This is a genomic window from Burkholderia sp. D-99 (assembly GCF_011605345.1).
Classification (GTDB): domain Bacteria; phylum Pseudomonadota; class Gammaproteobacteria; order Burkholderiales; family Burkholderiaceae; genus Burkholderia.
The window spans coordinates 107,093-131,086 of the sequence record NZ_JAAOXM010000015.1; the positions used below are offsets into that span (position 1 = coordinate 107,093).

Consider the following 23,994-nt stretch of genomic DNA (forward strand, 5'->3'; position numbering starts at 1 on the left):
GGCGCGTCACGCGCCCCGCTTGCCCGCTTACTGAATCGCGTCGGGCTTCACGACGATCCAGTTCTTGTCCGCCGTCACCGGCAGGCCGAGCGACTTCTGCTGCGCGGCCGATTCATCCGCCCACGCGCGGATCTGCGCCATCTGCTTGTCCTTCTTGTTCACCCACACACGCACGCCGCCGCGCGCGACGTCGGTCGCGTTCAGCAGCATGTAGCCGTCGGACGTCGGCGTGTCACCCGCGACGAGCACCGGCTTCTTCCACTGGTCGATCCAGCCGACGATCGAGCCGAGCTTGCCTTCGTACCACGTCATCGGATTCATCAGGAACGGCGTGATCACCAGGCTGCGGTTCGCGGCCTCGTCGTACTTGCCGGCCTTGATCTGCAGGCGCGACGTCGTCAGCGCGCCGGTGGCCGGGTTGCGCAGCAGCGTCGTCACGCCGATCACGTTCTGCGGCTTCACGTTGTAGCCGTACTTCGGGTCGGACAGCACGAGCCGCGCGAGCTCCTCGTGCGCGGCCGTCATCACGTAGACCTCGATGCCGTTCTCGCGCAGCGCGTTGTACAGCTCCTGCATCCCGCGGAAGAAGCGCGGCGGGTTCACCGTGCCGTCGACCACCTTGTCGCCCTGCCAGTAGCGGATCGGGATCGGCTTGCCGTCGGCGAGCATCGCGTCGACGTGGCGCTTCAGGTCGGCCAACGACTGCCCGGCGAACGCCTGCGCGATCCACGGGTAGCAGACGAGATCGTCGATCTCGCACAGCCGGTAGTAATAGCTCGTCAGCGATTCCTTGTAGTCGGCGGAATCCTTGAACGGGATCAGCTTCAGCGACGGGTCGAGCGTGTCGCGCGTCAGCACGCCGCGGTTCTCGAGGTACGGCAGCAGCGACTCCTCGAGGTCGTAGCGGTAGGTCGTGTTGTCGGCGTCGAACACCGCGTATTCGCCGCGGTACGCATGCGCGGCGATCATCGCGTTCAGCGCCTTCGCGCTGTCCGCCGGCCAGTGCGAGAGGTCCGCCGCATGGGCGAAGCTCATGCACAGCGATGCGGCAAGCGCGCTCAGAAAACGTCGGGAAAGCTTGGGCATGGCGTCACTCCCTTTCTTGACAGTTTCGTTACAGATCGATGACAAGCGGGAGCATCGCGCGATTGGCGCGCGGGCATGCAGTGCGGAAACGACGGGAAGTTGCCCGTGCGCGTCAGTGCGGCGGGGGAAAAGGAGGGGGTAAAGCGGAGAAAGCGGCACCGGCCCGCGAACGCGGGCCTGCCGGAACCGGCCGCCCGCGCGGGCAGCCGTTACCAACCGCGATCAGCGATGCGCGTTGATCGTGTCGCGGGTCTTCTGCGCGGCGAGCGCCGCGGCTTCGGCGAAATCCTCGCCCTTGCTCGCGTACAGGATCGCGCGCGACGAGTTGATCATCATGCCGGTGCCGTCGGCCGTGCGGCCTGCGTTGACGGTCGCCTGCACGTCGCCGCCCTGCGCGCCGATGCCGGGAATCAGCAGCGGCATGTCGCCGACGATCCCGCGCACGATCTCGATTTCCTTCGGGAACGTCGCGCCGACCACGAGGCCGAGCTGGCCGTTCTTCGCGTTCCACTTGTTCGCCGCGAGGTCGGCCACGACCTGGTACAGCGGCCGGCCGTTCGTATCGAGGAACTGCAGGTCGGAACCGCCCGGGTTCGACGTGCGGCACAGCACGATCACGCCCTTGCCTTCGTGCTCGAAGTACGGCTCGACCGAGTCGTAACCCATGTACGGGTTCACCGTGACGGCGTCCGCGCGATAACGTTCGAACGCTTCGCGCGCGTATTGCTCGGCCGTGCTGCCGATGTCGCCGCGCTTCGCGTCGAGGATCACGGGCAGGCCCGGATGCTGGAGGTGGATGTGCGCGATCAGCCGCTCGAGCTGGTCTTCCGCGCGATGCGCGGCGAAGTAGGCGATCTGCGGCTTGAACGCGCTCGCGTATTGCGCGGTCGCGTCGACGATCTGCCGGCAGAATTCGAAGATCGCGTCGGGCTGGCCGTCGAACTGCACGGGAAAGCGCGACGGCTCGGGATCGAGGCCGACGCACAGCAGCGAATTCGTGCGCTGCCACGCGGCGCGCAGCGATTCGATGAAAGTAAGCGGGGAAGACATGGCGGGTACTCGCGGCAAACCGTTGGTAGACCGCGTATTTTACCCGCGTCGCCGGCGCTCCTCGCGTGTCGCGGTATTGCTGCGCGCATCGGCGCGCTCGACGGTGAACGCGAACCGCCGCGTCAGCCGCTCGCCGGGCGCGAGCAGCGTCATTCCGTGCGCGGTCGCGCCGCCCGGCAGGTTCACCGCATTGATCGGATGATCGACCGGCTCGAAGCAGAAAAAATCCTCGCCGGGCGGTGTATAGAGCACGTACGCGTCGGCGTCGGCCGCCACTGTCAGCGACAGCCCGCGGCGCGGCCAGCTCACCGTCGCGTGCCCGCCCCAGCCGGTGAACGCGTGATTGACGAGCGCAGCCGGCAGCGGATACGCGACGCCGAACTGCCAGGCCGGCGGCACGCTCACGTGCCGCACCGGCAGGAAATCGGTGCCCGACAACCACAGCCCGCCGGCGGCCGCGGCCAGCTCGGTCGCGGCATCGCGCACGAGGAACGGATGTACGCCAAGCCCGAACGGCAGCCGCGCGCGCCCCGCGTTCTCGATCGTCAGCGCGATCGACAGCGTCGCATCGTCGAGTTCGAACGACTGGATCGCGCGGAACGCATACGGCGCGCCGGCGGTGCGATCGAGCGACAGTTGCAGCGACGTGCCGGTCGCATCGTCCACCTGCCATGGCGCGAGCCAGCCGTCGCCGTGGATCGGCAGCGGCTCGTCGCGGCGGTTGCGCGGCACCGCGACCTTGCGTCCGTCGCATTCGAAGCGCGCGCCGCCGATCCGGTTCGAGTAAGGCAGCAGCGGATAACACGCGAGCTCGTTCGGGTCCGTCGCCGTCTCCGGGTGTTCGCAGCGGCGGAACACCGGCATCAATGCCCCGTTGTCGCCGCGCCAGTCGAAGCGCGCGATGCCGCCGCCGAGATGCGGCAGCACGTCGAGCCGCAACGACGCGTTCGACAGCGTGACGGCCGCCGCATGCGCGGCGCCGACGCCCTGCGCGAAGGCGGCCGTCTGCGGGCCGGGGCTGACCGGCTGCGCGGCGGCGGCCAGGCGCGCGCGGCGCGACTGGCTGGTGGACGACGATGCGCGCGAGGACGTGGCGGTCATGGTGAGCTCCTTTCCTTCGTCGAAGAAACGATGCGGGTCGTGCGAACGGTCAGGCCCAGCCGCCGTCGACGATCACGTCCTGCGCGGTGATCATCCGGCTGTCGTCGGCCGCGAGGAACAACGCCATCCGCGCGAGATCGGCGGGCAGCAATTCGGCGTCGAGGCACTGGCCGGCCTTGATCGCCGCGCGGCCCGCGTCGTCGAGCCACAGCCGGCGCTGCTTGTCGGTCATCACCCAGCCCGGCACCAGCGAATTCACGCGGATGCCGAACGGGCCGAGGTCGCGCGCGAGGCCGCGCGTCAGCCCCTGCACAGCCGCCTTCGCCATCACGTAGACGGGATAGCCGCCGTTCTTCAGCATCCAGCTGATCGAGCCGAGATTGACGATCGCGCCGCCACCCTGCTGCTTCATGTCGTCGATCACCGCCTGCGCGGCAAAGAACTGGTGGCGCAGGTTCACCGCGATGCCCGCGTCGAACGATTCCGGCGTCACGTCGCCGATCGCGTGGCGCGTATCGTTCGCCGCGTTGTTCACGAGCACCGCGATCGCGCCGATGCGCGCGCGGATCGCGTCGATCGCATGGCGCAGCGCGTCGATGTCGGTCAGGTCGCACTGGATGAACAGCGGCGCATGGCGCACGTGCGCGAGGCTGTCCGCCAACGCGGCGCCGGCGGCCGCGTCGAGGTCGACGAACGCGACGCGTGCGCCCTGCGCGGCGAAGTGTTCGACGAACGCCGCGCCGATGCCGGTCGCGCCGCCCGTGATCAGCACCGCGCGATCCTCGAGGCTCGGATACCGTGCATAGCGCGCGTGGCTCGTGGTGTGCGCGTCGTGCGCGGAAGTGTCGATGGTCATGCGGTTCGTCTCCGTCAGAGCAGGTCGGGTCAGTCGCGGACGCCGCGGTTCTTCAACTGGTCGAGCAGCACGGCCGCGAGCAGGATCGCGCCGCGCACGAGGTACTGGTAGAACGCGTCGATGTTCAGCAGGTTCATCACGTTCTCGACGGTGCCCATGATCAGCACGCCGATCACGACGCCCGAGATCGTCGCGCGACCGCCCATCAGCGACACGCCGCCGAGCACGCATGCGGAGATCACGTTCAGCTCGAAGCCCTGCGCGGCGTTCGGCTGGCCCGACGTGATGCGCGATGCGAGGATCACGCCCGCGAGCGCCGTCACCGCACCCTGGATCAGGAAGATGTACACGCGCGTGCGTTCGACGTTGATCCCCGCGAGTCGCGATGCCTCGGGATTGCCGCCGATCGCGAGCGTGTTGCGACCGTACACGGTCTGGTTCAGCAGCACGCCGAACGCGATGAAGCACAGCAGCGTGACCCAGATCGGCAGCGACACACCGAACATCGACAACCCGCCGAGCGCGATGAAAGTATCCGACGACACGCCGACCGCCTGCCCCTTCGACACGATGAAGCCGAGCCCGCGCACGATCTCCATCGTCGCGAGCGTCGTGATCAGCGCGTTGATGCGCAGGTACGCGATCACCGCACCGTTCACGAAGCCGATCGCGGCGCCGGCCGCGACCGCCGCGATGATCGCGACGAACGTGTTGTCGGTCGCGTTCAGCACCATCGCGCACAACACGCCGGAGAACGCGACGGTCGAGCCGATCGACAGGTCGAAGTCGCGCGACGCGAGACAGAACATCATCGTGCACGCGACCATGCCGATCTGCGAGATCGACAGCGCGAGGCCGAGCATGTTGTCGATCGAGAAGAAGTGATCGACGGTCAGCGACATCGTGATGAACATCACCGCGAAGATCGCGATCAGGCTGTATTCGGTCAGATGCTGCCACCACTTCTGGCGGTCGCTCTGCTGCGGAACCAGCGCGTCGGCCGTGGGCTTCACGGCGGCGCTGGCAAGGTTTTCGTTGACTTGCATGATGGTGTCTCCTGCTCCTGCATCGCGCGGCCCGCGCCGCGCGTGTCCGATTCGAATGTCGTGTATCGCGTCAGGCCGCCTCGACCGCGCTCGTCTGCGGCAGCGCGAGGCTCAGCACCGCGTGTTCGTTCGCCTGCTCGCGCGGCAGCTCGCCGGCGATCCGGCCTTCACGCATCACGACGATGCGGTCGGACACGCCGAGCACTTCCGGCAGCTCCGACGACACCATCACGATCGCGCAGCCGCGCTCCGCGAGCCGGTAGATCACGTCGTAGATCTCGTGCTTCGCGCCGACGTCGATCCCGCGCGTCGGTTCGTCGAGAATCACGACCTTCAGGTCGGGCTCCGCCAGCCAGCGCGACAGGATCGCCTTCTGCTGGTTGCCGCCCGACAGGAAGCGGATCTTCTGGCGCCGGTTCGGCGTCTTGATCTTCAGCCGCTGGATGAAGCGGTCGGCCGTTTCGCTTTCGGCCTTGCGGTTGATGAACAGCCCCGCGCGCAGCGAATGGCGGCGGCAGCTGATGTTGATGTTCTCCGCGACCGACGCGATCGCGATGATCCCTTCTTCCTTGCGATCCTCCGGGCACAGCACGATGCCGTGGCGGATCGCGTCGCCGGTGCGCTTCACGTCGATGCGCGCGCCGTCGAGCGTCAGTACGCCCGCGCGCCGGCGGTCGGCGCCGTACACGAGCCGCATCAGCTCGCTGCGGCCCGCGCCGACCAGCCCGAAGAAGCCGACGATCTCGCCCGCGCGCACCGAGAAGCTCGCCGGCTCGCGCAGGGCATGGCCGTCGACGCCTTCGGCGGAGAACCGCACGTCGCCGAGCGCACGCGGCGCGTAATGGTAGATGTCCGAAATCTCGCGCCCGACCATCTCGGCGACGAGCCGTTCGCGCGGCACGTCGGCGAGCGATTCGTGCGATGCGATCTTGCGCCCGTCGCGGAAGATCGTGCACGCATTGCAGAGCCGGTAGATCTCGTCCATCCGGTGCGAGATGTAGATCAGCGCGCGGCCTTGCGCGCGCAGGTCGTCGACGAGCTTGAACAGCACCTCGGTCTCGCGATGCGACAGCGAGCTCGTCGGTTCGTCGAGCGCGATCACGCGCGCATTGCGCATCAGCGCCTTGCAGATCTCGACCATCTGCCGCTGCGCGATCGACAGCCGCCCGAGCTTCGCGTCGGGATCGAGGTCGACGCCCATCGCGGCGAGCCGCTCGCGCACGTGGCGCTTCGCCTCGCGTTTCCTCACCCAGCCGAACGCGTTCGGCAGGCGGCCGAGCAGCAGGTTTTCCGCGACCGTCAAGTCGGGCACGTACTGCAGCTCCTGGTGAATCACCGCGATGCCGGCCGCGATCGACGCCGCAGCACTCGCGAACTGCACGGGCCGGCCGTCGACCAGCACGCTGCCCGCATCGGGCTGGTATTCGCCGCCGAGAATCTTCAGCAGCGTCGACTTGCCCGCGCCGTTCTCGCCCATCAGGCCATGCACCTCGCCCGCATGCACGTCGAACGAGATGCCGTCGAGTGCGCGCACGCCGGGAAAGACCTTGCCGATATTGTCAAAACGCAGTGCCGCTGACACGTCGCCTCTCCACTTCCGGAATCGATCGACCGCCGGCCGCCGCATCGCCGCGGCAGCCGGCGGGCCGCTTACTTCGACGCGAGGCCCATCTCGTCGCGCACCTTCGACACGTTGTCGCGCGTCGCGAGCATGCCCGTCGTCAGCGTCAGCGCCGGCGGTGCCTTGCCCTGCGTGATCCACGCGTACATCAGGTCCGAGGTTTCCTCGCCGTGGCGCTTCGGGCTGATGATCACGGTGCCGTAGAAGCCTGTCGGCTGCGGCTTCTTGAACTCGTTGAGCGCCGAATCGGAGCCGCCGATGCCGATGCCGATCATGTTGTCCGCCTTGAAGCCACGCCCTTCGGCCGCGCGCACCGCGCCGAGCACGGCTTCGTCGTTCAGGCCGTAGGCGACCCAGTGCTTGAACTGCGGGTTCTTCGTGAGCGCGATGTTCGCCGCGTTGAATGCGTTTTCCGTGTCGGTCTTCGCCTGCGGCGCCGCGATCACGTTCGCCTTCGGGAAGCCGGCGGCCACCAGCGCGTCGGTCGCGCCGCTCGTGCGGTCATGCGCGGTCGGCAGCTGCTCGTAGGTGATGTCGATCGCGCCGACATCCTTCATGTCCCAGCCGCGCTTCTTGATCTCGGCCGCGATGCCGTCGCCGACCTGCTTGCCGATGTTGTACGCGGAGATCCCCATGTGCGGCACCGACTCGATCGGCTTGCCGGCGCCGTCGACGAGGCGATCGTCGACCGTCATCATCTTCAGGTTGTGCGACTTCGCCTTCGCGACGATGCCCGGCCCGAGTTTCACGTCGGGCGTGCAGATGATGAAGCCCTGCGCCTTCTGCGCGGACAGGTTGTCGATCGCGCTCATCACCTTTTCACCGGACGGGGCGCCGATCTTCACGAGCGTGAAGCCTTTTTCTTTCGCCGCCATCTCGGCGAACTTCCACTCGTCCTGGAACCACGGCTCTTCCGGCTGCTTCACCAGGAAGCCGATCTTGACCGGGTCGGCCGCGTGCACGACCGGGCTCCCGATCACCACCGCGGCCGCGGCCGCCAGCGTTACGAACGTTCTGCGTTTCATCTCCAGTGTCTCCTTGTCTTCATCGAACAGGATGCAGCCGCTTGTTGGTTTCGACGCAGCGTGCGCGCGGCCGTCGCACGTGCGGTCTTTCGAATCGTTGCGTCAGTCGTGGTACAGCGCCGCACGCCCGCCGTCGACGGTGATGCACGCGGCATTGATGAACGGCGCCTCGTCGGACGCCAGGAACACGGCCGTCATCGCGACCTCCTCCGGCCGGCCGATCCGCTTCATCGGCTGCAACGCGAGCGTCTCGGCGCGCGCGGCAGCCGGATCGGGCTGCGCGTCCCACCAGTCGCGCGTGAGCTGCGTCTCGATGTAGCCCGGCGCGATCGCGTTCACGCGCACGTTGCGCGCCGCATATTCGATGCCGAGGGCGCGCGTGAGACCGAGCACGCCGTGCTTCGCGACCGGGTACGGAAAGCAGCCCGGGATGATCCTGAATGCATGCGTCGACGCGATGTTCACGATGCTGCCGCGACCGCGCTCGACCATCCCTTCCAGCGCCGCGCGGCACCCGTGCCACACGCCGTCGAGGTCGACCGCGAAGCAGCGGCGCCAGTCGTCGTCGGTCATCGTCAGCGGATCGGCGAACACGTTGATGCCTGCGTTGTTCACGAGCACGTCGAGCGGGCCGAATGCCGCCTCGGTCCGCGCCAGTGCATCGCGCACCGCATCCTGGCGCGCAACATCCGCCTGCAGCGGCAATACGCGCGCGCCGGTGATCTCGTGCGCAATCCCGGCGGCCGTGCGCTGCGCCTGCGGGAAGTCGAGATCGACGAGCGCGACGGCCGCGCCCTCGCGAACAAATGCGCGGGCGATCGCGGCGCCGATGCCCCGGCCCGCGCCCGTCACCATCGCGACCTTGTCCGCGAGGCGGCCCATCATGCGGCTCCGCCGCGCGCCGCGCGCAAGCCGGCCTGGAACGCGCGGGCGTTCGCCGCGGTCGCATCGGCCGGCTGGCCGGGCCGGTACAGCGCCGAGCCGAGCCCGAAGCCGTTCGCGCCGGCGGTGAGGAACGGCTGCATGTTGTCGGGCGAAATGCCGCCGACCGGAATCAGCGGCACCGCACGGTCGATCACCGCGCGCCACGCCTTTACGACGACCACGCCCAGTTGCTCGGCCGGGAACATCTTCAGCACGTCCGCGCCGTTCGCGAGCGCCGCGAACGCTTCGGTCGGCGTCGCGACGCCCGGTGCGCTCGCGAGGCCGCGCTCGCGTGCGCGCCGGATCACGGCCGCGTCGCTGTGCGGCATCACGATCAGTGAGCCGCCCGCGTCCTGCACGCGATCGACATACTCGGCGCGCAGCACGGTGCCCGCGCCGACGATCGCGTCGTCCGGCAGCGCGCGCCGCAGCGCCGCGATGCTGCCGAACGGATCCGGCGAATTGAGCGGCACCTCGACGATCCGGAAGCCGGCTTCGTAAAGCGCATGGCCGTGGTCGGCCGCTTCGGCGGGTGTGATCCCGCGCATGATCGCGATCAGCGGGCACGCGTCGAACGCGCGCATCAGCGCGGCGTGGGGCACGTATGGCGCGGGCAATGTCAGGTCGGACGGCATCGAAGATTCCTCTGCAAACAGTTCATTGGTCGGCGCAGGCGGGCTCGCCATCCGCGCGCACGAGCCCGGCGCGCGATGCGATCCGCCACAGGCCGCGCTCGGTCGCATGCGCGACGATTCGTGCGTTCGGGTGGCCGAATTCCTGGAGCGCGTCGGCGTAGCGCGCACACAGGCCGTCGTCGCCGATCAGCAGCAGCGGCTGGTCCGCGAGCGCGATGCCGCGCTCCGCGAGCATCGCGTCGAGCGCGTTGAGCTCGTGTCCGATCAGCAGGCCGGACAGGTAGTCGCCCTGCGCATCGGGCGCGAGCCGGTCGGTCAGGCCGAGCGTGCGCGTGCTGAAGATCGTCGCGAGCAGCCCCGTGTGCTGCGCGCCGCGCGCGACCGATACGCCGCGCACGAACGCCGCGCGATCGGGCGACGCGCCGGCGCGCATCGTGCGGCCGAGGATCGTGTGGTCGCGCAGCACCGCGAACAGCTCGCCGGTCATGAAGGTCTGGAAGCGCTCGATCAGCCCGTCCCTCACCCACGCCCATTTCGCATGCGTGCCCGGCAAGCCGATCAGTACCCCTGAACGATCGGTGCCAAGCATGGGATCGCTCGCGAGTGCACCGACTATCTGCGTTTCTTCACCGCGCATCACGTCGGGCAATTCGCCCGTGGCGATGACGCCCGGCACGATCGAGATCGTCGCACCACGCGAGGTCGTCACCGTGATGAGGCCCGCGACGAGCGCGTCGGCGCCGGCCGGCACCGCGACGTACGGCGCCTCGCGCCAGCCCTGCGCGCTGCCGACCATCCCGGCGGCGAGCACCGGCAGGCCGGGCGTGCGGTCGAGCCAGTCGCCGCAGGCTTCCTCGAACACCGCGTCGAACGCACGCGCGCCGCCGCCCGGCACATGCATGACGCCCGCCGGGCGACTGCGCGTGTCGATGAGCGCGCCGTGCGCGTCGTACAGATAGGCGCGCAGCGACGTCGTGCCCCAGTCGAGCGCGATCAGCGACGGGGTGGAGGAGCTGGCATCCGGAACGGGCCGGGTCGAAATCGTCATCGTTTGATCCTGCGGGTACCCTGCGGCGGGCTCCAGCCCAGTTCCGCGGAAATGGCTCGCGCTTCGCGCTGCACGAGCGGAATCAGTTCGTCCATCCGGTCGTGCGGCATGTACGGAATCGTGCTCGCCACCGACACCGCCGCGACGACCGCGCCCGATGCGTCACGGATCGGCGCGGCCACGCAGCGGATCGACGCCTCGTTCTCCTCGAGGTCGAACGTATAGCCGCCGGCCGCGTAATGGGCCATGCGCTGCAGGAACGCGCTCGTCTCGGGCCGGTTGTCGGGCTTGAAATTGACGCCGGCCAGCGCGCGCCGGGCGGCCTCGAACAGCGAGCGCCACAGGTCGGGATCGAGGTCGAGCATCATCGCCTTGCCGATGCCGGTCGACGCGAGCGGCATCCGGTGGCCGACACGCGAGCGCATCTCGAGGCCGCGCGTACCGGGAATCTTGTCGATGTACAGCACGTCGTCGCCGTCGCGCACGCCGAGGTGGATCGTGTCGAGCGTCGCTTCCGCGAGCGCTTCGAGGTGCGGGCGCGCCACCGCGGTGAGCGGCATCTGCTCGAGCGCGATCGTGCCGAGTTCGATCAGTTTCGGGCCGAGCAGGTAGCCGCCCTGCACCTGGCGCAGGTAGCGCGCCTGCACGAGGCTGCTGACGAGGCGGTGCGTCGTGCTGCGCGTCGTGCCGAGCGCGGCGCCGATCGCGCGCATGTCGCGCGCGCCGTTCGCGATCGCCTCGAGGATCGCGAGACCGCGCAGCAGCGTCTGCGTACCGGCCTGCTGGGCCGCGAGATCGAGCGGCGTGCTGGTCGCGCCGATGCTGTCGGTCAGCGACGCATCGTCCGGCGTCGCGCGCCGGACGTCGAGGGCTAGGGATTCGGGCATCTTGGTCATGGGGCGGGCTTCTTCAACGGAACCGGTGAAGCCGTTCGCACGACACCGGAACTGGGTCTGGCATCGCGGCGAGGCGGCGGTCGATGCACCGAATAAAGCGCCCGGCGAACTTCATGGAAGGTGTCTCCGTGTGCGTCGGGCGCCGCGCGATGCGTGGGTCCGAAGCTGTCGATGTGCTTCGGATTGTAGGAGCGCACGCACTCGTCTCCAATATTTGAATGCGTTGCCCAGATAATGAGAATTCAGGCAAAATCGGCCGCCAGCACAACGAAACGGGCGCGCCATGCGCAAGGGGGCGGAACCCGCCGCTCAGCAGGTTCCGCCCCCGTTTGTTCATGCGCGCCGCGCTTACTGCTGACTGGTGCTTCGCGCCTGCATGTAGCGCTGGACGTCGCCGAACGACACGCGCCCGTTGCCGGTCGAGTCGATCTGCCGGAAGTTGTTCGCGACGTAGCCGAGACCGGCCGCGCGTGCCTGCGCTTCGGTGATCGAACCCGTGTTCTGCGTATCGGCCGCGCCGAACTGCCGCGCGAGCTTGCGCACCACCTGCGCGTGCAGCGCGGCGCCTGTGGTCTGCGTGCCGGCGGTCGGCTTGCGTGCGGCCGGCGGCACGTATGGATCGCCGAGCTGCGCCTGGCGCGCGCGCGCCGGTGCGACGGCGGCGTCGCTCGCTTGCGCGTATGCGGATACGGATGCTGCGGCGCCGACGCATGCGAGCGCCGCGGCAACGACGATGAAACGATTCTTCATATCGGGCTCCAGTCTGGAATGAGGTCGTCGACGGCCGGCGAGGCGGCGCCCAGGGCGCGCGTCGCCGGCCTCGCTCATGTCGTCAATGCGCGACCGCGTTGTAGAAGGTCACGAGGTCGGCTTTCTCCTGCGGACGCGACGTATCGTCGAGATAGACCATGTGCCCGCCCTGGTAGTCCTTGATCGTCAGGTTCGGTTGCGTCCCGAGCCGCGCGAGATCGAGCTCCGTCTGGTAGAACGGCGTCGCGATGTCGTGATACCCGTTCAGCGACAGCACCTTCAGCTGCGGATTGAGCGTCAGCGCCGCGGACAGATCGGGGATCGTGTCCGGCATCGCGAGGCCGTCGTGCGTCCAGTCCCACGTGTTGATCGCATTGCTGCTCAGCGAATACGCCGACTGCGCGGTGTACTTCAGCTCGTTCGGCAGGTACTTGCCGATCGTGTCGGTGAACGGCTGCGTGATGTACGTGCTCGACGGGTCGCCGCCGGATGCAAGCGGGCTCGACACCGGCACGTTCACGCGCGCGTCGTAGCGGCCGATCAGCGTGCCCGGGATCAGCGACAGCTGGTAGCTGTTGTCGAAGAAGGTCGGGATCACGTTGAAGTTCGCATTCCACAGCGACTGCTTCACGCCGGTCGAATTCACCATCGTCGTGACGAGGGTCGGCGGCGGCGGCGTGTGGCTCGCGAGGTACGCGTTCACGGCAGGCGCATAGCTGCCGGCCGTCAGCAGGCGCATCTGGTCCGCATACTGTGGCAGGCTCGACGGGTTCGGGTTGTCGAGCTGGTAGTACGCGCCGACGGTACCATAGGACGGCACGAAACCCGCGCAACTCACCGGGCTGGACCCGTTGTTCGAGTTGCCGATGTAGTCGCTCGCCATGTCGCAGTTCGTGTTGTAGTTCAGGATCGACGACTGCAGCACGATGCCGTCGAGCTTCACGCCGGCTGTTTCGAGCAGGTTCGCGAGCACGTCGGTGCGCGGTGTGCCGTACGATTCGCCGAACAGGTATTTCGGCGAAGCACTGCGCTGGTTCACGGCCAGGTAGCGCGTCACGAAATCGCGGAACGCGCCGCCGTCCTGATCGACGCCCCAGAACGTCTGGTTCGTGTTCGGTGCGATCGCTTCGGAGAAGCCTGTGCCGATCGCATCGACGAACACGAGGTCGGTCGTGTCGAGCAGGCTTTCCTGATTGTCGACGAACGGGAACGTCGACGTGTTCGCGTTCGGGTCGCCCGTCTGGATCCGGCGCGGGCCGAACGAGCCGAGATGCAGCCACACCGACGCCGAGCCGGGGCCGCCGTTGTACAGGAACGTGACGGGCCGCTTCGCTGCGGGCTGGTTGTCGGCCGTATAGGCGACATAGAAGAACGATGCTTCGGGCGCGCCGGTCTGCGGATTGCGCGCGACCAGGTGGCCGGCCGTGGCCGTGTAGCGGATCGTCTTGCCGTTCAGCGTGATCTGGTGGTGCGTGACGGCGGCCTTTTCAACCGCGGCGGATGCGTCGAGCGAGGCGTTCGCGCTCGACGAATAACTGTTCGGATCGTTGTACGCCCTGTCCACCTGACTGGCGGGATCGGCTGAGCTGTCGGCGCTGCTGGCAGTGGACGATGTCACGTCGTCGTTGCAGGCCGTCAGAATCAGCGAAGAAAACACCACTCCCAACAACAGCTTCGCTTTGCTCGCTGGCATCGTTGCTTTCCTTCTCTCGGATGTTTTTTGTATCGAGCAGCCGGATAAGCCGCCCCCCGCCTCGATCGCGGCCGATAAGCCGAGGCGCTGGCCAATATACGCGAGCCCGTCAGCTTTGAAAAATTTTGAAATATTTGGCCGACGGCCGGTGCGGCGCACACCTTTCAGGAATGCTTCGATTCGTGAAACGTTGCATTTCACGTGCCTTTCATGATCTTTCGCGTTTACACGGGAATACTAAAAATCCCGGGATTTTCGTGCCATATCAGCTAACAAAATCGCGTGATCGCTAGCATTGCTCAGCAAAGCGAAATAGACGAATTCGTCTAATGGATGTGACCCGAAATGCGCGCGACACGAATGCGCTGCAGCGCACAAACGACTCGCGGGCGGCACACCAGTGGCGATACGGTCAATGCGACGGCGCGCTCGCGCCGGTCACTCCGATTGCGGCAGCGCGGCCGCACCCATCCGGCGGGCAATGACCGCCGCGCGCTGCGCCTGGTAGGCCGAGCCGCGGTGCGCGTCGAACCAGCGCGGCTTCGGCAGCATCACCGCGAGCCGCGCCGACTGCCACGCGCCGAGCCGGCTCGCGGGAATCCTGTAGTAATAGCGTGCGGCCGCCTCGGCACCGTACACGCCGCGTCCCCACTCGACGGAATTCAGGTAGATCTCGAAGATCCGCTCCTTGTCGAGCACGGTTTCGAGCATCCACGTGATGATGAGCTCCTGCCCCTTGCGGATGTAGCTCTTCTCGCGCGACAGGAACAGGTTGCGCGCGAGTTGCTGCGTGATCGTCGAGCCGCCCGCGACGATCTTGCCGCGCGCCTTGTTCTTCTCCCACGCCTGCAGGATCGCGTCGACGTCGTAGCCGTTGTTGGTTGCGAAGGTCGAGTCTTCCGACGCGATCAGTGCGCGCTTCAGGTTGCGCGAGATCTGGTCGTACGGCACCCACTGGTGCTGGATCTGCGCGGGCGGCTTGTCGCGCGACAGCCACCACGCATCCGTGCGCATGAACGCGGTCGAGCCCGGGTTCACGAACGACCACAGCGCGATCTGCGCGAGATAGAACAGTTGCGTCGCGAGCCACGCACCCGCGAACACCGATCCCGCATAGACGATCCAGCGCGTCGGGCTCACCGTCCGCGTGTGCTGCGTGCCGCTCACCGCCGCCACGTGCCGCGCTCCGTTCAGCTCGCCGCGAGCGCCTGGCGCAGCGCGGCCAGCACCGGTGCGCCATCCGGCCGCACGCCGCGCCAGATGAAGAATGATTCGGCCGCCTGCTCGACGAGCATCCCGAGACCGTCGGCGGTGCGCGCGCCGAGCGACGCCGCATGCTGCATGAACACCGTCGGCTGCGCGCCGTACATCATGTCGTACGCGAGCGTGCCCGCGCCGAATGCGGCCGCGTCGCACTCCGGCAACGCCGCATCGAGGCTGCCGGCTGTCGCGTTGATCACTACGTCGTACGGCTCCGCGCGCACGACCTCCGGGCCGCCGCCCGCGAGCGTGCAGCCCGCATCGTGTGCGGCCTGCATGAACTGGCCGACGAGTGCCTCGGCCTTGCTCGCGGTGCGATTCACGATCGTGATCGACAGCGGCGCGCGGTCGAGCAGCGGCAGCACGACACCGCGCGCCGCCCCACCCGCGCCGAGCAGCAGGATGCGCGCGCCCGCGAGCGACACGCCGAGATTCGCTTCGATGTCGCGCACGAGGCCGACACCGTCGGTGTTGTCGCCGTGGATCCGGCCGTCGGCGTCGATGCGCAGCGTATTCACCGCGCCCGCCGCCGCCGCGCGCGGCGACAGCGTGTCGGCGAGCGCATGCGCTTCGAGCTTGAACGGCACCGTCACGTTCGCGCCGCGACCGCCTTCGGCGACGAATGCCCGCACGGCCGCGTCGAAACCGTCGACCGGCGCGAGCCGGTGCGTGTATTCGACCGGCTCGCCGGTCTGCGCGGCGAACTGCGCATGGATGAACGGCGACTTGCTGTGCGCCACCGGGTTGCCGAACACGACATAGCGGTCGGCGCCGCTCGTCGACGCAGCCGTGGTCATGATGTGCGCCCCTCTTCTTCGACGTTGCCGCTCGCGGCTTCGCCGCCTTCACCGGCCGCTGCGCCGTCCGCTTCCGCCAGCGCTTCCGCCTCGGTTTCGGCCGTCGCGTCTTCGGCGTCGATCAGCGTGTCGTCGCCGCCTTCGGCGTCATCCTCTTCCTCGGCCGCGTCGCCGCTCGTCACGGTCGGCGCGTCGAGCACGTTCAGCAGCCGCACCGACGCTTCGATCGTCAGCTCGTCGAGCGCCATCACGTCGAGCAGCACGCGCGTGCCGCGCGCATGCACGCCGAGGCCCGGCACGTGCAGCAGCAGCGGAATTTCCTCGAGGCGCACGAGATCGCCCTTCACGACGCTCGCGACGACGTGCTTCTTCTGCTCCTGCGCGAGCCAGCGCAGGCACCAGAAGTACTCCATCCGGCGCTGGTAGTCGGCATAGGCCGTGTAGGTGTCGTCGAAGCCCTGCACGACCGCGTACAGATCGGCGTCCTTCGGCTTGAACGGTGCGGCGAGCTTCGCGGTGACGCCATGCTGCACGCACGCGAGCAACTGCCACTGGTTCACGAGGTCGACGTAGCGGCGCAGCGGCGATGTGCTCCACGCGTACTGCGCGACGCCGAGGCCTTCGTGCGGCGCGGCCGAAGTCTGCATCCGCGTGCGCTTCGGGCCCGGCGCGCCGAAGCCGCGCTGCGAACGGTAGATGCCCGGCACCGTGTGGTCGTGCAGGAACGCGCCCCAGGTCGAGTTCGCGAGGATCGCGAGCTCCGACACGATCAGGTCGAGCGGCGACCCGCGGCGGCGCGGCGTGATCGACACGTGCTCGCCGTCGACGTAGAAGTTGTAGTCGGTGTTGCGCTGCACCTCGCGCTTCAGGCCGTAGCCCGCGCGCGCGACCTGGCGCTTCTCGAACAGCGCCTGCGCGAGCGGCCACAGCACGCCGATGTCGTCCTTGTGCGGATAGTCGCCGGTGCCGGCCGCGAGCGTCTCTTCGTTGACGAGCTCGTCGAGGTGGTTGTGTCGCAGGTTGCTCTTCACGAACACGAGCTCGGCGCGCGTCTCGTTCGCGACGATCTCCTGCGTTTCGCGGTTGACGATGATGTACAGCGACAGCGCCGGGCGGTAATCGCCCTCTTTCAGCGTGAACACGTCGACGACGTCGTCGGGCAGCATCGTGATCTTGTCGCCCGGCATGTAGACGGTCGACAGGCGCGTACGCGCGATCGCGTCGACCGCGTCGCCGCGCACGATGCCGAGCGCCGGTGCCGCGATGTGCACGCCGATGCGCACACGGCCGTCGGACAGGTGCTCGACCGAGAACGCGTCGTCGATTTCGGTCGTCGTGATGTCGTCGATCGAGAACGCCTCGACGTCCGCGCGCGGCAGGTCGTCCGGCAGCGCGCCGACCGTGACGGCCGGAAAGCCCGTGCCGTGCGGGAAGAACTCCGCGAGAAAGCGCGCCTCGTGCAGCGCACGCGGCGACGCGATGCCGCCGCAGTCAAGCATCAGCCGCGCCGGCGACACGCCGCGCGCACCGGCCGCCGCTTCCATCGCCTTGTATTCGATCGCGTTCTTGTCCGGCCTCGTCAGCAGCCCGAGCACCTTGCCCGCGAACGCTTCCGGCAGCTTGCCCGCCTTCAGCTCCTCTTCATACTGCGCCTGGACGAGCGCCTGCTGGCGCTTGCGCTCGAGCGACGCGAGCGCCATCTTGAGCTGCTCTTCCGGCGCGCGCTGGTACTGGCCGCGCCCCTTGCGGCGGAAGTAGACGGGCGATCCGTGCAGCCGCAACACCAGCGCCGCACGCTCCACCGGGCCGTACGTCGCGCCGAAGTATTCCGCGGCCAGCGCGGTATACGCGAACTCGTCGGCCGGCGCGCATTCCCACAGGAAATCCAGGTCGATCTGCTGCGCGGCCGTGTCGGCTTCCTGCATCAGCTCGCCCGCGGCCGGCTTGTCGAATTCGATCAGTACGTCTTTCGCGCGCACCTTGGCACGCCGCCCGCCGGGCAACTCGACCTGAAATGCGTCGCCCTGGCGCGACAGCACGCTGCCCGCCTTGAAACTGCCCGATTCCTCGAAGAAAACGTTCACTCAGTACTCTCGTTCAGACTGCCGGGCGCCGCATCGGCGGCGCCGCATGATGATGGGAATTCGATCGGCACAGGGCCGGTTTAAGACGTCTTTCCGTCGCAAAAGGCGAGAACGTCGTCGACATAGTCGGCAAATTCGCTGATCCCGTGATCGCTGCCTTCGATCACGCGCGTCTTCGCGCCCGGGTAATGCGCGAGCATCTCGCGGTAATCGAGCACTTCGTCACCGGTCGCCGCGAACAGATAGTAGCGTTCGGCACGCGTGATCGCCGGCACGCGCAGCGCATCGAGCTCATGCAGGTGACGGCGTTCGACGACGATCGTGCCGCCGCCGTGGTACAGCGGCTGTTCGCCCAGATGCTGCTCGAGATCGCGCTGCGGCACGATGGCCGGATTCAGCAGCACGGCCTTCCAGCCGTGCTTCTCGGCCAGCCAGGTGGCGTAATAGCCGCCGAGCGAGCTGCCGATGACGGTCACGTCGCGCGCGCCGGCCACCTCGGCTTCGGCAACCGCGATCGCTTCGAGCGGCGACACCGATAGCGACGGGCACCGCCACTCGTCGGTACGGCCGAGCTCGGCCATGCGCGCCGCGAGCTGGCGCGACTTCTGCGATTCCGGCGACGACCGGAAGCCGTGCAGATACAGGATCACGTGCGGCTCCCGAGCGCGTCGAGCAGCTTCTGGTGCACGCCGCCGAAGCCGCCGTTGCTCATCACGAGCACGTGGTCGCCCGGGCGGGCCGCCGCAACGACGGACTTCACCAGCAGGTGCAGATCGTCGAACGCGTGCGCGGTGTCGCCGAGCGGCGCCAGCGCCTCGGCCAGATTCCAGCCGAGCGCGTCGCGCCCGGTCGGCGCGCCGTAGCCGAACACGAGATCGGCTTCGGCCAGGCTCGCCGGCAATTGCGACTTCATCACGCCGAGCTTCATCGTGTTCGAGCGCGGCTCGAGCACGGCGAGGATACGGGCATTCTGGCGGCCGATGCGCGCACGAAGGCCGGCGATCGTGGTTTCGATCGCGGTCGGATGGTGCGCGAAGTCGTCGTAGACGGTCACGCCGTCCACGCTGCCGCGCACTTCCATGCGGCGCTTGACGTTGCGGAACGACGCGAGGGAGGCGGCGGCCTGCGCGGGCGGCACGCCGACGTGGCGCGCGGCCGCGATCGCCGCGAGCGCATTCATCCGGTTGTGATCGCCCTGCACCTGCCATGCAACTTCGCCGACGCGTTCCGCGTGCGAGTACACCGCGAAGCGCTCGTCGACCGGCACGCCGTCCTCGGCCGGCAGCGCCTGCCAGCCGCCGTCGACGCCGAACCGCTCGACCTCGCTCCAGCAACCGCGCGACAGCACGCGCTCGAGCGCGTCCGAGCGGCCGTTCGTGACGACCCTGCCGACACCGGGCACGGTACGCACGAGATGGTGGAATTGCGTTTCGATCGCGGCGAGATCCGGGAAGATGTCGGCGTGATCGAATTCGAGGTTATTCAGCACCGCGGTACGCGGCCGGTAGTGGACGAACTTCGAGCGCTTGTCGAAGAACGCGGTGTCGTACTCGTCGGCCTCGATCACGAAGAAGCTCGAATCGGTGAGCCGCGCCGACACGCCGAAGTTCAGCGGCACGCCGCCGATCAGGAAGCCCGGGTTCAGCCCCGACTCTTCCAGCAGCCACGCGAGCATCGACGACGTGGTCGTCTTGCCGTGCGTGCCCGCGACCGCGAGCACCCATTTGCCCGCCAGCACGTGCTCGCCGAGCCATTGCGGGCCCGACACGTACGGCAGGCCGCGATCGAGGATCGCCTCCATCAGCGGATTGCCGCGCGTGACGACGTTGCCGATCACGAACAGGTCCGGCTTCAGGTCGATCTGCTCGGCGCCGTAGCCCTCGGTCAGCGTGATGCCCTGCGCCTCGAGCTGCGTGCTCATCGGCGGATAGACGCCCGCGTCGCAACCCGTCACCGTGTGGCCCGCCTCGCGCGCGAGTACGGCGAGACCGCCCATGAAGGTGCCGCAGATGCCAAGAATGTGGATGTGCATAGATGAATGCTTTCGCGCCGCCGGGCGCCGTCGATTCGGAAAGGATGCGTGTGCGGCGCGGCGGACGGGCCGTGCGGCCGGCGCCCGGCCAACGGCTTTTGCCGCGACACAAAGGACACTATTGTAACTGACGGCCTGCCGTGCCCGGCGGCCCGAACGATGTGCGCGAACGCCGCCGGCACGCGGCGCGGCAGGCCACCGCACCCGCGCTCGGGCGCTGCGGCGATCGAGTATGATTGCCGGATCATGTCTCGCAAACCTCTTGTCGACCCGCGGCGCGTCCGCGAGGAAATTGCCCAGTCCGCCGCCCGCCTGATCGCGGAGGACGGCCTGGACTATGCCGGCGCGAAACGCAAGGCCGCGCGCCAGTTGTTGGGCGACTCGCGCGTTGCCGGCGAATGGCTGCCCGATAACGACCAGATCGAGGAAGAACTGCGCGAGTACCTCGCGCTGTTCCAGAGCGACACGCAGCCGGACGAACTGCGCCGCCTGCGTGAAATCGCGCTCGACTGGATGCACCGGCTCGCCGAGTTCCATCCTTATGTGACGGGTGCCGTGCTGAACGGCACCGCGAACGCACATTCGGATATCCATTTGCAGGCATTCACCGACAACCCGAAGGACGTCGCGATCTACCTGCTGAACCAGAACGTCCAGTACGACGTATCAGAGACACGGCACTTCGCGGGCCGCGCCGACGTCGAGACGCTCAGTTTCCTGTGGCGCCCGCGGCGCGACGTGGACGCGATCGGCATCCACCTCGCGCTCTATGCGAGCGACGACCTGCGCGGCGCGGTCAAGGCCGACGCGCGCGGCCGGGTCGCCCGTGCGGATGCCGCCGCGCTACGCGCGCTCGTCGAAGCAGGCAAGGCCCCTTCCGAACCGGAATGATTCAACGATGATGATGAAACGCATGTTGCCGCTCGCGGTCGTCGCGGCCGCCGCCGTTGCCGGCGGGCTCGCCGCCGGCCATTGGTTCCGCGGCACCGCCGATGACGGCGTCGCCGTCGCCGCGCCCGCCGCCCAGGGCAGCCCGGTCGAACAATTGTGGGCGGCATCGCTGACGGGCGTCGACGGCAAGCCGGCCACGTTATCCGCCTTCAAGGGCCAGAAGGTCGTCGTCAATTTCTGGGCGTCATGGTGCGGCCCGTGCGTCGAGGAGATGCCGGAGCTCGTTGCGCTGTCGCACCAATACAAACAGAAGGGCATCCGTTTCGTCGGGATCGGCGTCGATTCCGAACAGAACGTGAAGAACTTCCTGCAGAAGGTGAAGGTCGACTATCCGGTCTTCGTCAGCGGATATGCGGGCGCCGATCTGGCCCGCAATTTCGGGAATACCGCCGGCGCGTTGCCGTTTACGGTCGTCATCGACGAAACCGGCAAGATTCGCGAGACAAAATTGGGACAAATCCAACCGGCCGAGCTGAAAAAGACCCTCGACGCGCTGTAACCTGCCGGAACGGCGGCCCGCACGTTGGCGGCGATTTGCCTGTCGATCGCCGCAATTTCGCGTGAATTCGCCGATACTTTGCATGCACGCCGGTAATTCTTGCAGATCGGGCGCACTCGGCCGTTCGGCAAAACTAGACAAATTTCTCTAAATAGCGCTAAAGTTCGCGCAATTCCGCAGAAATAGAAGCGACCATGACACGATTGCTGGTGCTGCACGGCCCCAACCTGAACCTTCTCGGCACCCGGGAACCGGAGGTGTACGGCCACGTCACGCTGGCGCAGATCGATCAGGCGCTTGCCGCGCGCGCCCGGGAAGCCGGCGCCGAACTGTCGTCGTTCCAGAGCAACCATGAAGGCGCGCTGGTCGACCGCATCCAGGCCGCGCGGGAGGAACAGACCGATTTCATCCTGATCAATCCGGCCGCGTACACGCACACGAGCGTCGCGATCCGGGACGCGATCGCCGGCGTTGGCATCCCGTTCGTCGAGGTTCACTTGTCGAACGTGCATCGCCGCGAAGCGTTCAGGCACCACTCCTACTTTTCCGACCAGGCCGAAGGCGTGATCTGCGGGCTCGGCTGGAAAGGTTATCTGTACGCGCTCGAGTACGCGCTCGACAAGCTGCAAGGCACGTCGCGCGGCTGATTTCGCGATCTAGATTCAGCGCCGGCTCCTAACCGGCGCTTTCACGTATTGAAAGGGGAATTCCCGATGGATCTTCGTAAGCTGAAAACTCTGATCGACCTCGTTTCCGAATCCGGCATCTCCGAGCTGGAAGTGACGGAAGGCGAAGGCAAGGTGCGCATCGTCAAGAACGCACCGCCGGTCTACGTACAGCCGACGGCTGGGTATGCCCCGCAATTCAGCGCGCCCGCTCCGTCGGCCGCGCTGCCGACCGAAGGTGCTGCCGCGCCGGCCGCAGGCGGCGCAGCCGCACCGGCTGTCCCGCAGGGCCACGTCGTGACGTCGCCGATGGTCGGCACGTTCTACCGCGCACCGTCGCCGGGCTCGGATCCGTTCGTCCAGGTGGGCGACACGGTCAAGGAAGGCCAGACGATCTGCATCATCGAAGCGATGAAGCTGCTCAACGAGATCGAGTCGGACAAGGCCGGCGTGATCAAGGAAATCCTCGTCGAGAACGGCCAGGCCGTCGAATACGGCCAGCCGCTTTTCGTGATCGGCTAAGTCCGCCGCGCGGCCTGCGGGCCGCGCGCCGCCGATGCCCGCCAGGCGCCGTTCGCGCGCCCCTCGAAGAGACGAATACTCGCTATGTTTGAAAAAATCCTCATTGCCAACCGCGGTGAAATCGCGCTGCGCATCCAGCGTGCGTGCCGCGAGCTCGGCGTCAAGACGGTGGTCGTCTACTCGGAAGCCGACAAGGAAGCCAAGTACGTGCGCCTCGCGGACGAAGCCGTCTGTATCGGCCCGGCCCCGTCGAACCTGAGCTACCTGAACATGCCGGCGCTGATCAGCGCCGCGGAAGTCACCGACGCCGAGGCGATCCACCCCGGCTACGGCTTCCTGTCGGAGAACGCCGATTTCGCGGAACGCGTCGAGCAGTCGGGCTTCACGTTCATCGGCCCGCGCCCGGAAACGATCCGCATGATGGGTGACAAGGTCACCGCCAAGCAGACGATGATCAAGACCGGCGTGCCGTGCGTGCCGGGCTCGGAAGGCGCGTTGCCGGACGATCCGAAGGAGATCGTCAAGATTGCGCGCACGATCGGCTATCCGGTCATCATCAAGGCAGCCGGCGGCGGTGGCGGGCGCGGAATGCGCGTCGTGCACACCGAGGCCGCGCTCGTCAACGCGGTCAACATGACCCGCGAGGAAGCCGGCCGTGCGTTCGGCAACCCGCAGGTGTACATGGAGAAGTTCCTCGAGAACCCGCGCCACATCGAAATCCAGGTGCTGTCCGACGCGTACAAGAACGCGATCTGGCTCGGCGAGCGCGATTGCTCGATGCAGCGCCGCCACCAGAAGGTGATCGAGGAAGCACCGGCGCCCGGTATTCCGCGTCGCCTGATCGACCGCATCGGCGACCGCTGCGCGGACGCCTGCAAGAAGATGGGCTATCTCGGCGCGGGCACGTTCGAATTCCTGTACGAAAACGGCGAGTTCTACTTCATCGAGATGAACACGCGCGTGCAGGTGGAGCACCCGGTATCGGAGCTGATCACGGGCGTCGACATCGTGCAGGAACAGATCCGCATCGCGGCCGGCGAGAAGCTCGCGCTGCGCCAGCGCGACATCCAGTTCCGCGGACATGCGATCGAATGCCGGATCAACGCCGAAGATCCGTTCAAGTTCACGCCGTCGCCGGGCCGGATCACGTCGTGGCATACGCCGGGCGGCCCTGGCGTGCGCGTCGATTCGCATGCCTACAATGGCTATTTCGTGCCGCCGAACTATGATTCGATGATCGGCAAGCTGATCACCTACGGCGCAACGCGCGAGCAGGCGATCAGCCGGATGCGCATCGCGCTGTCCGAAATGGTGGTCGAAGGCATCCAGACCAACATCCCGCTGCACCGCGAGCTGATGATCGATTCGAAGTTCGTCGAAGGCGGCACCAGCATCCATTACCTCGAAAACCGGCTCGCCCAGAAGCAGCAGGTCGCACCGGAAGAAGCGTAAG

General features: G+C 67.5%; 23 protein-coding genes. 5 read left to right on the plus strand and 18 right to left on the minus strand.

The genetic code is table 11. The features are described 5' to 3' along the window. Positions 1-27 precede the first annotated feature (27 nt). The 18 genes from HAV18_RS34585 to mpl form a co-directional block, all read right to left on the minus strand. Positions 28-1,086, minus strand: coding sequence for a haloacid dehalogenase-like hydrolase (locus HAV18_RS34585; RefSeq protein ID WP_166964871.1), 1,059 nt, complete (start codon positions 1,084-1,086; stop codon positions 28-30). Between the two features lie 222 nt (positions 1,087-1,308). After that, positions 1,309-2,136 (minus strand): orotidine-5'-phosphate decarboxylase, encoded by an 828-nt coding sequence (pyrF, locus tag HAV18_RS34590; protein WP_011350899.1) that lies wholly within the window; start codon positions 2,134-2,136, stop codon positions 1,309-1,311. A 39-nt stretch (positions 2,137-2,175) separates the two neighbouring features. Further along, on the minus strand, positions 2,176-3,237 hold the full coding sequence (locus HAV18_RS34595; protein ID WP_166964873.1) for an aldose 1-epimerase: 1,062 nt from the start codon (positions 3,235-3,237) through the stop codon (positions 2,176-2,178). Positions 3,238-3,286: 49 nt separating this feature from the next. Next, positions 3,287-4,093 (minus strand): SDR family NAD(P)-dependent oxidoreductase, encoded by an 807-nt coding sequence (locus HAV18_RS34600; RefSeq protein ID WP_166964875.1) that lies wholly within the window; start codon positions 4,091-4,093, stop codon positions 3,287-3,289. A gap of 29 nt (positions 4,094-4,122) precedes the next feature. Further along, positions 4,123-5,139 (minus strand): L-arabinose ABC transporter permease AraH, encoded by a 1,017-nt coding sequence (gene araH, locus HAV18_RS34605; RefSeq protein WP_166964877.1) that lies wholly within the window; start codon positions 5,137-5,139, stop codon positions 4,123-4,125. Between the two features lie 70 nt (positions 5,140-5,209). Next, positions 5,210-6,721: an L-arabinose ABC transporter ATP-binding protein AraG gene (gene araG, locus HAV18_RS34610; protein WP_166964879.1), complete on the minus strand. Its 1,512-nt coding sequence runs from the start codon at positions 6,719-6,721 to the stop codon at positions 5,210-5,212. A 68-nt stretch (positions 6,722-6,789) separates the two neighbouring features. Continuing rightward, on the minus strand, positions 6,790-7,785 hold the full coding sequence (locus HAV18_RS34615; protein ID WP_166964881.1) for an arabinose ABC transporter substrate-binding protein: 996 nt from the start codon (positions 7,783-7,785) through the stop codon (positions 6,790-6,792). 102 nt (positions 7,786-7,887) lie between these two features. Continuing rightward, positions 7,888-8,667, minus strand: a complete 780-nt coding sequence (locus HAV18_RS34620) for an SDR family oxidoreductase (protein WP_166965003.1) — start codon at positions 8,665-8,667, stop codon at positions 7,888-7,890. Continuing rightward, a complete protein-coding gene (locus HAV18_RS34625; protein ID WP_166964883.1) occupies positions 8,667-9,344 on the minus strand; it encodes a 2-dehydro-3-deoxy-6-phosphogalactonate aldolase in 678 nt (225 codons plus the stop codon). The genes HAV18_RS34620 and HAV18_RS34625 overlap by 1 nt, the downstream gene beginning before the upstream one ends. A 22-nt stretch (positions 9,345-9,366) precedes the next feature. After that, positions 9,367-10,392 carry a 2-dehydro-3-deoxygalactonokinase gene (locus HAV18_RS34630; RefSeq protein WP_166964885.1) on the minus strand — a complete coding sequence of 342 codons (1,026 nt, stop codon included), beginning with the start codon at positions 10,390-10,392 and terminating at the stop codon, positions 9,367-9,369. Beyond that, positions 10,389-11,288: an IclR family transcriptional regulator gene (locus tag HAV18_RS34635; RefSeq protein ID WP_166964887.1), complete on the minus strand. Its 900-nt coding sequence runs from the start codon at positions 11,286-11,288 to the stop codon at positions 10,389-10,391. Before HAV18_RS34635 ends, HAV18_RS34630 begins: the two co-directional genes overlap by 4 nt. A 348-nt stretch (positions 11,289-11,636) precedes the next feature. Further along, complete coding sequence (locus HAV18_RS34640) at positions 11,637-12,038, minus strand: EF-hand domain-containing protein (protein WP_166964889.1); 402 nt, start codon at positions 12,036-12,038, stop codon at positions 11,637-11,639. 82 nt (positions 12,039-12,120) lie between these two features. Further along, positions 12,121-13,731: a S10 family peptidase gene (locus tag HAV18_RS34645; protein WP_166964891.1), complete on the minus strand. Its 1,611-nt coding sequence runs from the start codon at positions 13,729-13,731 to the stop codon at positions 12,121-12,123. Between the two features lie 438 nt (positions 13,732-14,169). Next, a complete protein-coding gene (mtgA, locus tag HAV18_RS34650; protein WP_166964893.1) occupies positions 14,170-14,907 on the minus strand; it encodes a monofunctional biosynthetic peptidoglycan transglycosylase in 738 nt (245 codons plus the stop codon). 14 nt (positions 14,908-14,921) lie between these two features. Further along, on the minus strand, positions 14,922-15,788 hold the full coding sequence (gene aroE / locus HAV18_RS34655; protein ID WP_166964895.1) for a shikimate dehydrogenase: 867 nt from the start codon (positions 15,786-15,788) through the stop codon (positions 14,922-14,924). Next, positions 15,785-17,872 carry an RNB domain-containing ribonuclease gene (locus HAV18_RS34660; RefSeq protein ID WP_166964897.1) on the minus strand — a complete coding sequence of 696 codons (2,088 nt, stop codon included), beginning with the start codon at positions 17,870-17,872 and terminating at the stop codon, positions 15,785-15,787. Before HAV18_RS34660 ends, aroE begins: the two co-directional genes overlap by 4 nt. An 80-nt stretch (positions 17,873-17,952) precedes the next feature. Beyond that, the gene (locus tag HAV18_RS34665; protein ID WP_011350884.1) at positions 17,953-18,522 is read right to left on the minus strand and encodes a YqiA/YcfP family alpha/beta fold hydrolase; all 570 of its coding nucleotides are present in this window, start codon (positions 18,520-18,522) and stop codon (positions 17,953-17,955) included. After that, positions 18,519-20,108, minus strand: a complete 1,590-nt coding sequence (gene mpl / locus HAV18_RS34670; RefSeq protein ID WP_407062450.1) for a UDP-N-acetylmuramate:L-alanyl-gamma-D-glutamyl-meso-diaminopimelate ligase — start codon at positions 20,106-20,108, stop codon at positions 18,519-18,521. The genes HAV18_RS34665 and mpl overlap by 4 nt, the downstream gene beginning before the upstream one ends. Positions 20,109-20,150: 42 nt before the next feature. On the opposite strand from mpl, the gene HAV18_RS34675 reads away from it, so the two are divergent. The 5 genes from HAV18_RS34675 (at position 20,151) to accC (ending at position 23,993) form a co-directional block, all read left to right on the plus strand. Then, on the plus strand, positions 20,151-20,795 hold the full coding sequence (locus tag HAV18_RS34675; RefSeq protein WP_166964901.1) for a UDP-N-acetylmuramate--alanine ligase: 645 nt from the start codon (positions 20,151-20,153) through the stop codon (positions 20,793-20,795). Positions 20,796-20,802: 7 nt separating this feature from the next. Then, positions 20,803-21,354, plus strand: coding sequence for a TlpA disulfide reductase family protein (locus tag HAV18_RS34680; protein ID WP_166964903.1), 552 nt, complete (start codon positions 20,803-20,805; stop codon positions 21,352-21,354). Between the two features lie 194 nt (positions 21,355-21,548). Continuing rightward, positions 21,549-22,001, plus strand: coding sequence for a type II 3-dehydroquinate dehydratase (aroQ, locus tag HAV18_RS34685; RefSeq protein ID WP_111015348.1), 453 nt, complete (start codon positions 21,549-21,551; stop codon positions 21,999-22,001). A 66-nt stretch (positions 22,002-22,067) separates the two neighbouring features. After that, positions 22,068-22,541 carry an acetyl-CoA carboxylase biotin carboxyl carrier protein gene (gene accB, locus HAV18_RS34690; protein ID WP_166964905.1) on the plus strand — a complete coding sequence of 158 codons (474 nt, stop codon included), beginning with the start codon at positions 22,068-22,070 and terminating at the stop codon, positions 22,539-22,541. Between the two features lie 84 nt (positions 22,542-22,625). Then, complete coding sequence (accC, locus tag HAV18_RS34695; protein WP_072436365.1) at positions 22,626-23,993, plus strand: acetyl-CoA carboxylase biotin carboxylase subunit; 1,368 nt, start codon at positions 22,626-22,628, stop codon at positions 23,991-23,993. Position 23,994: the final 1 nt, after the last annotated feature.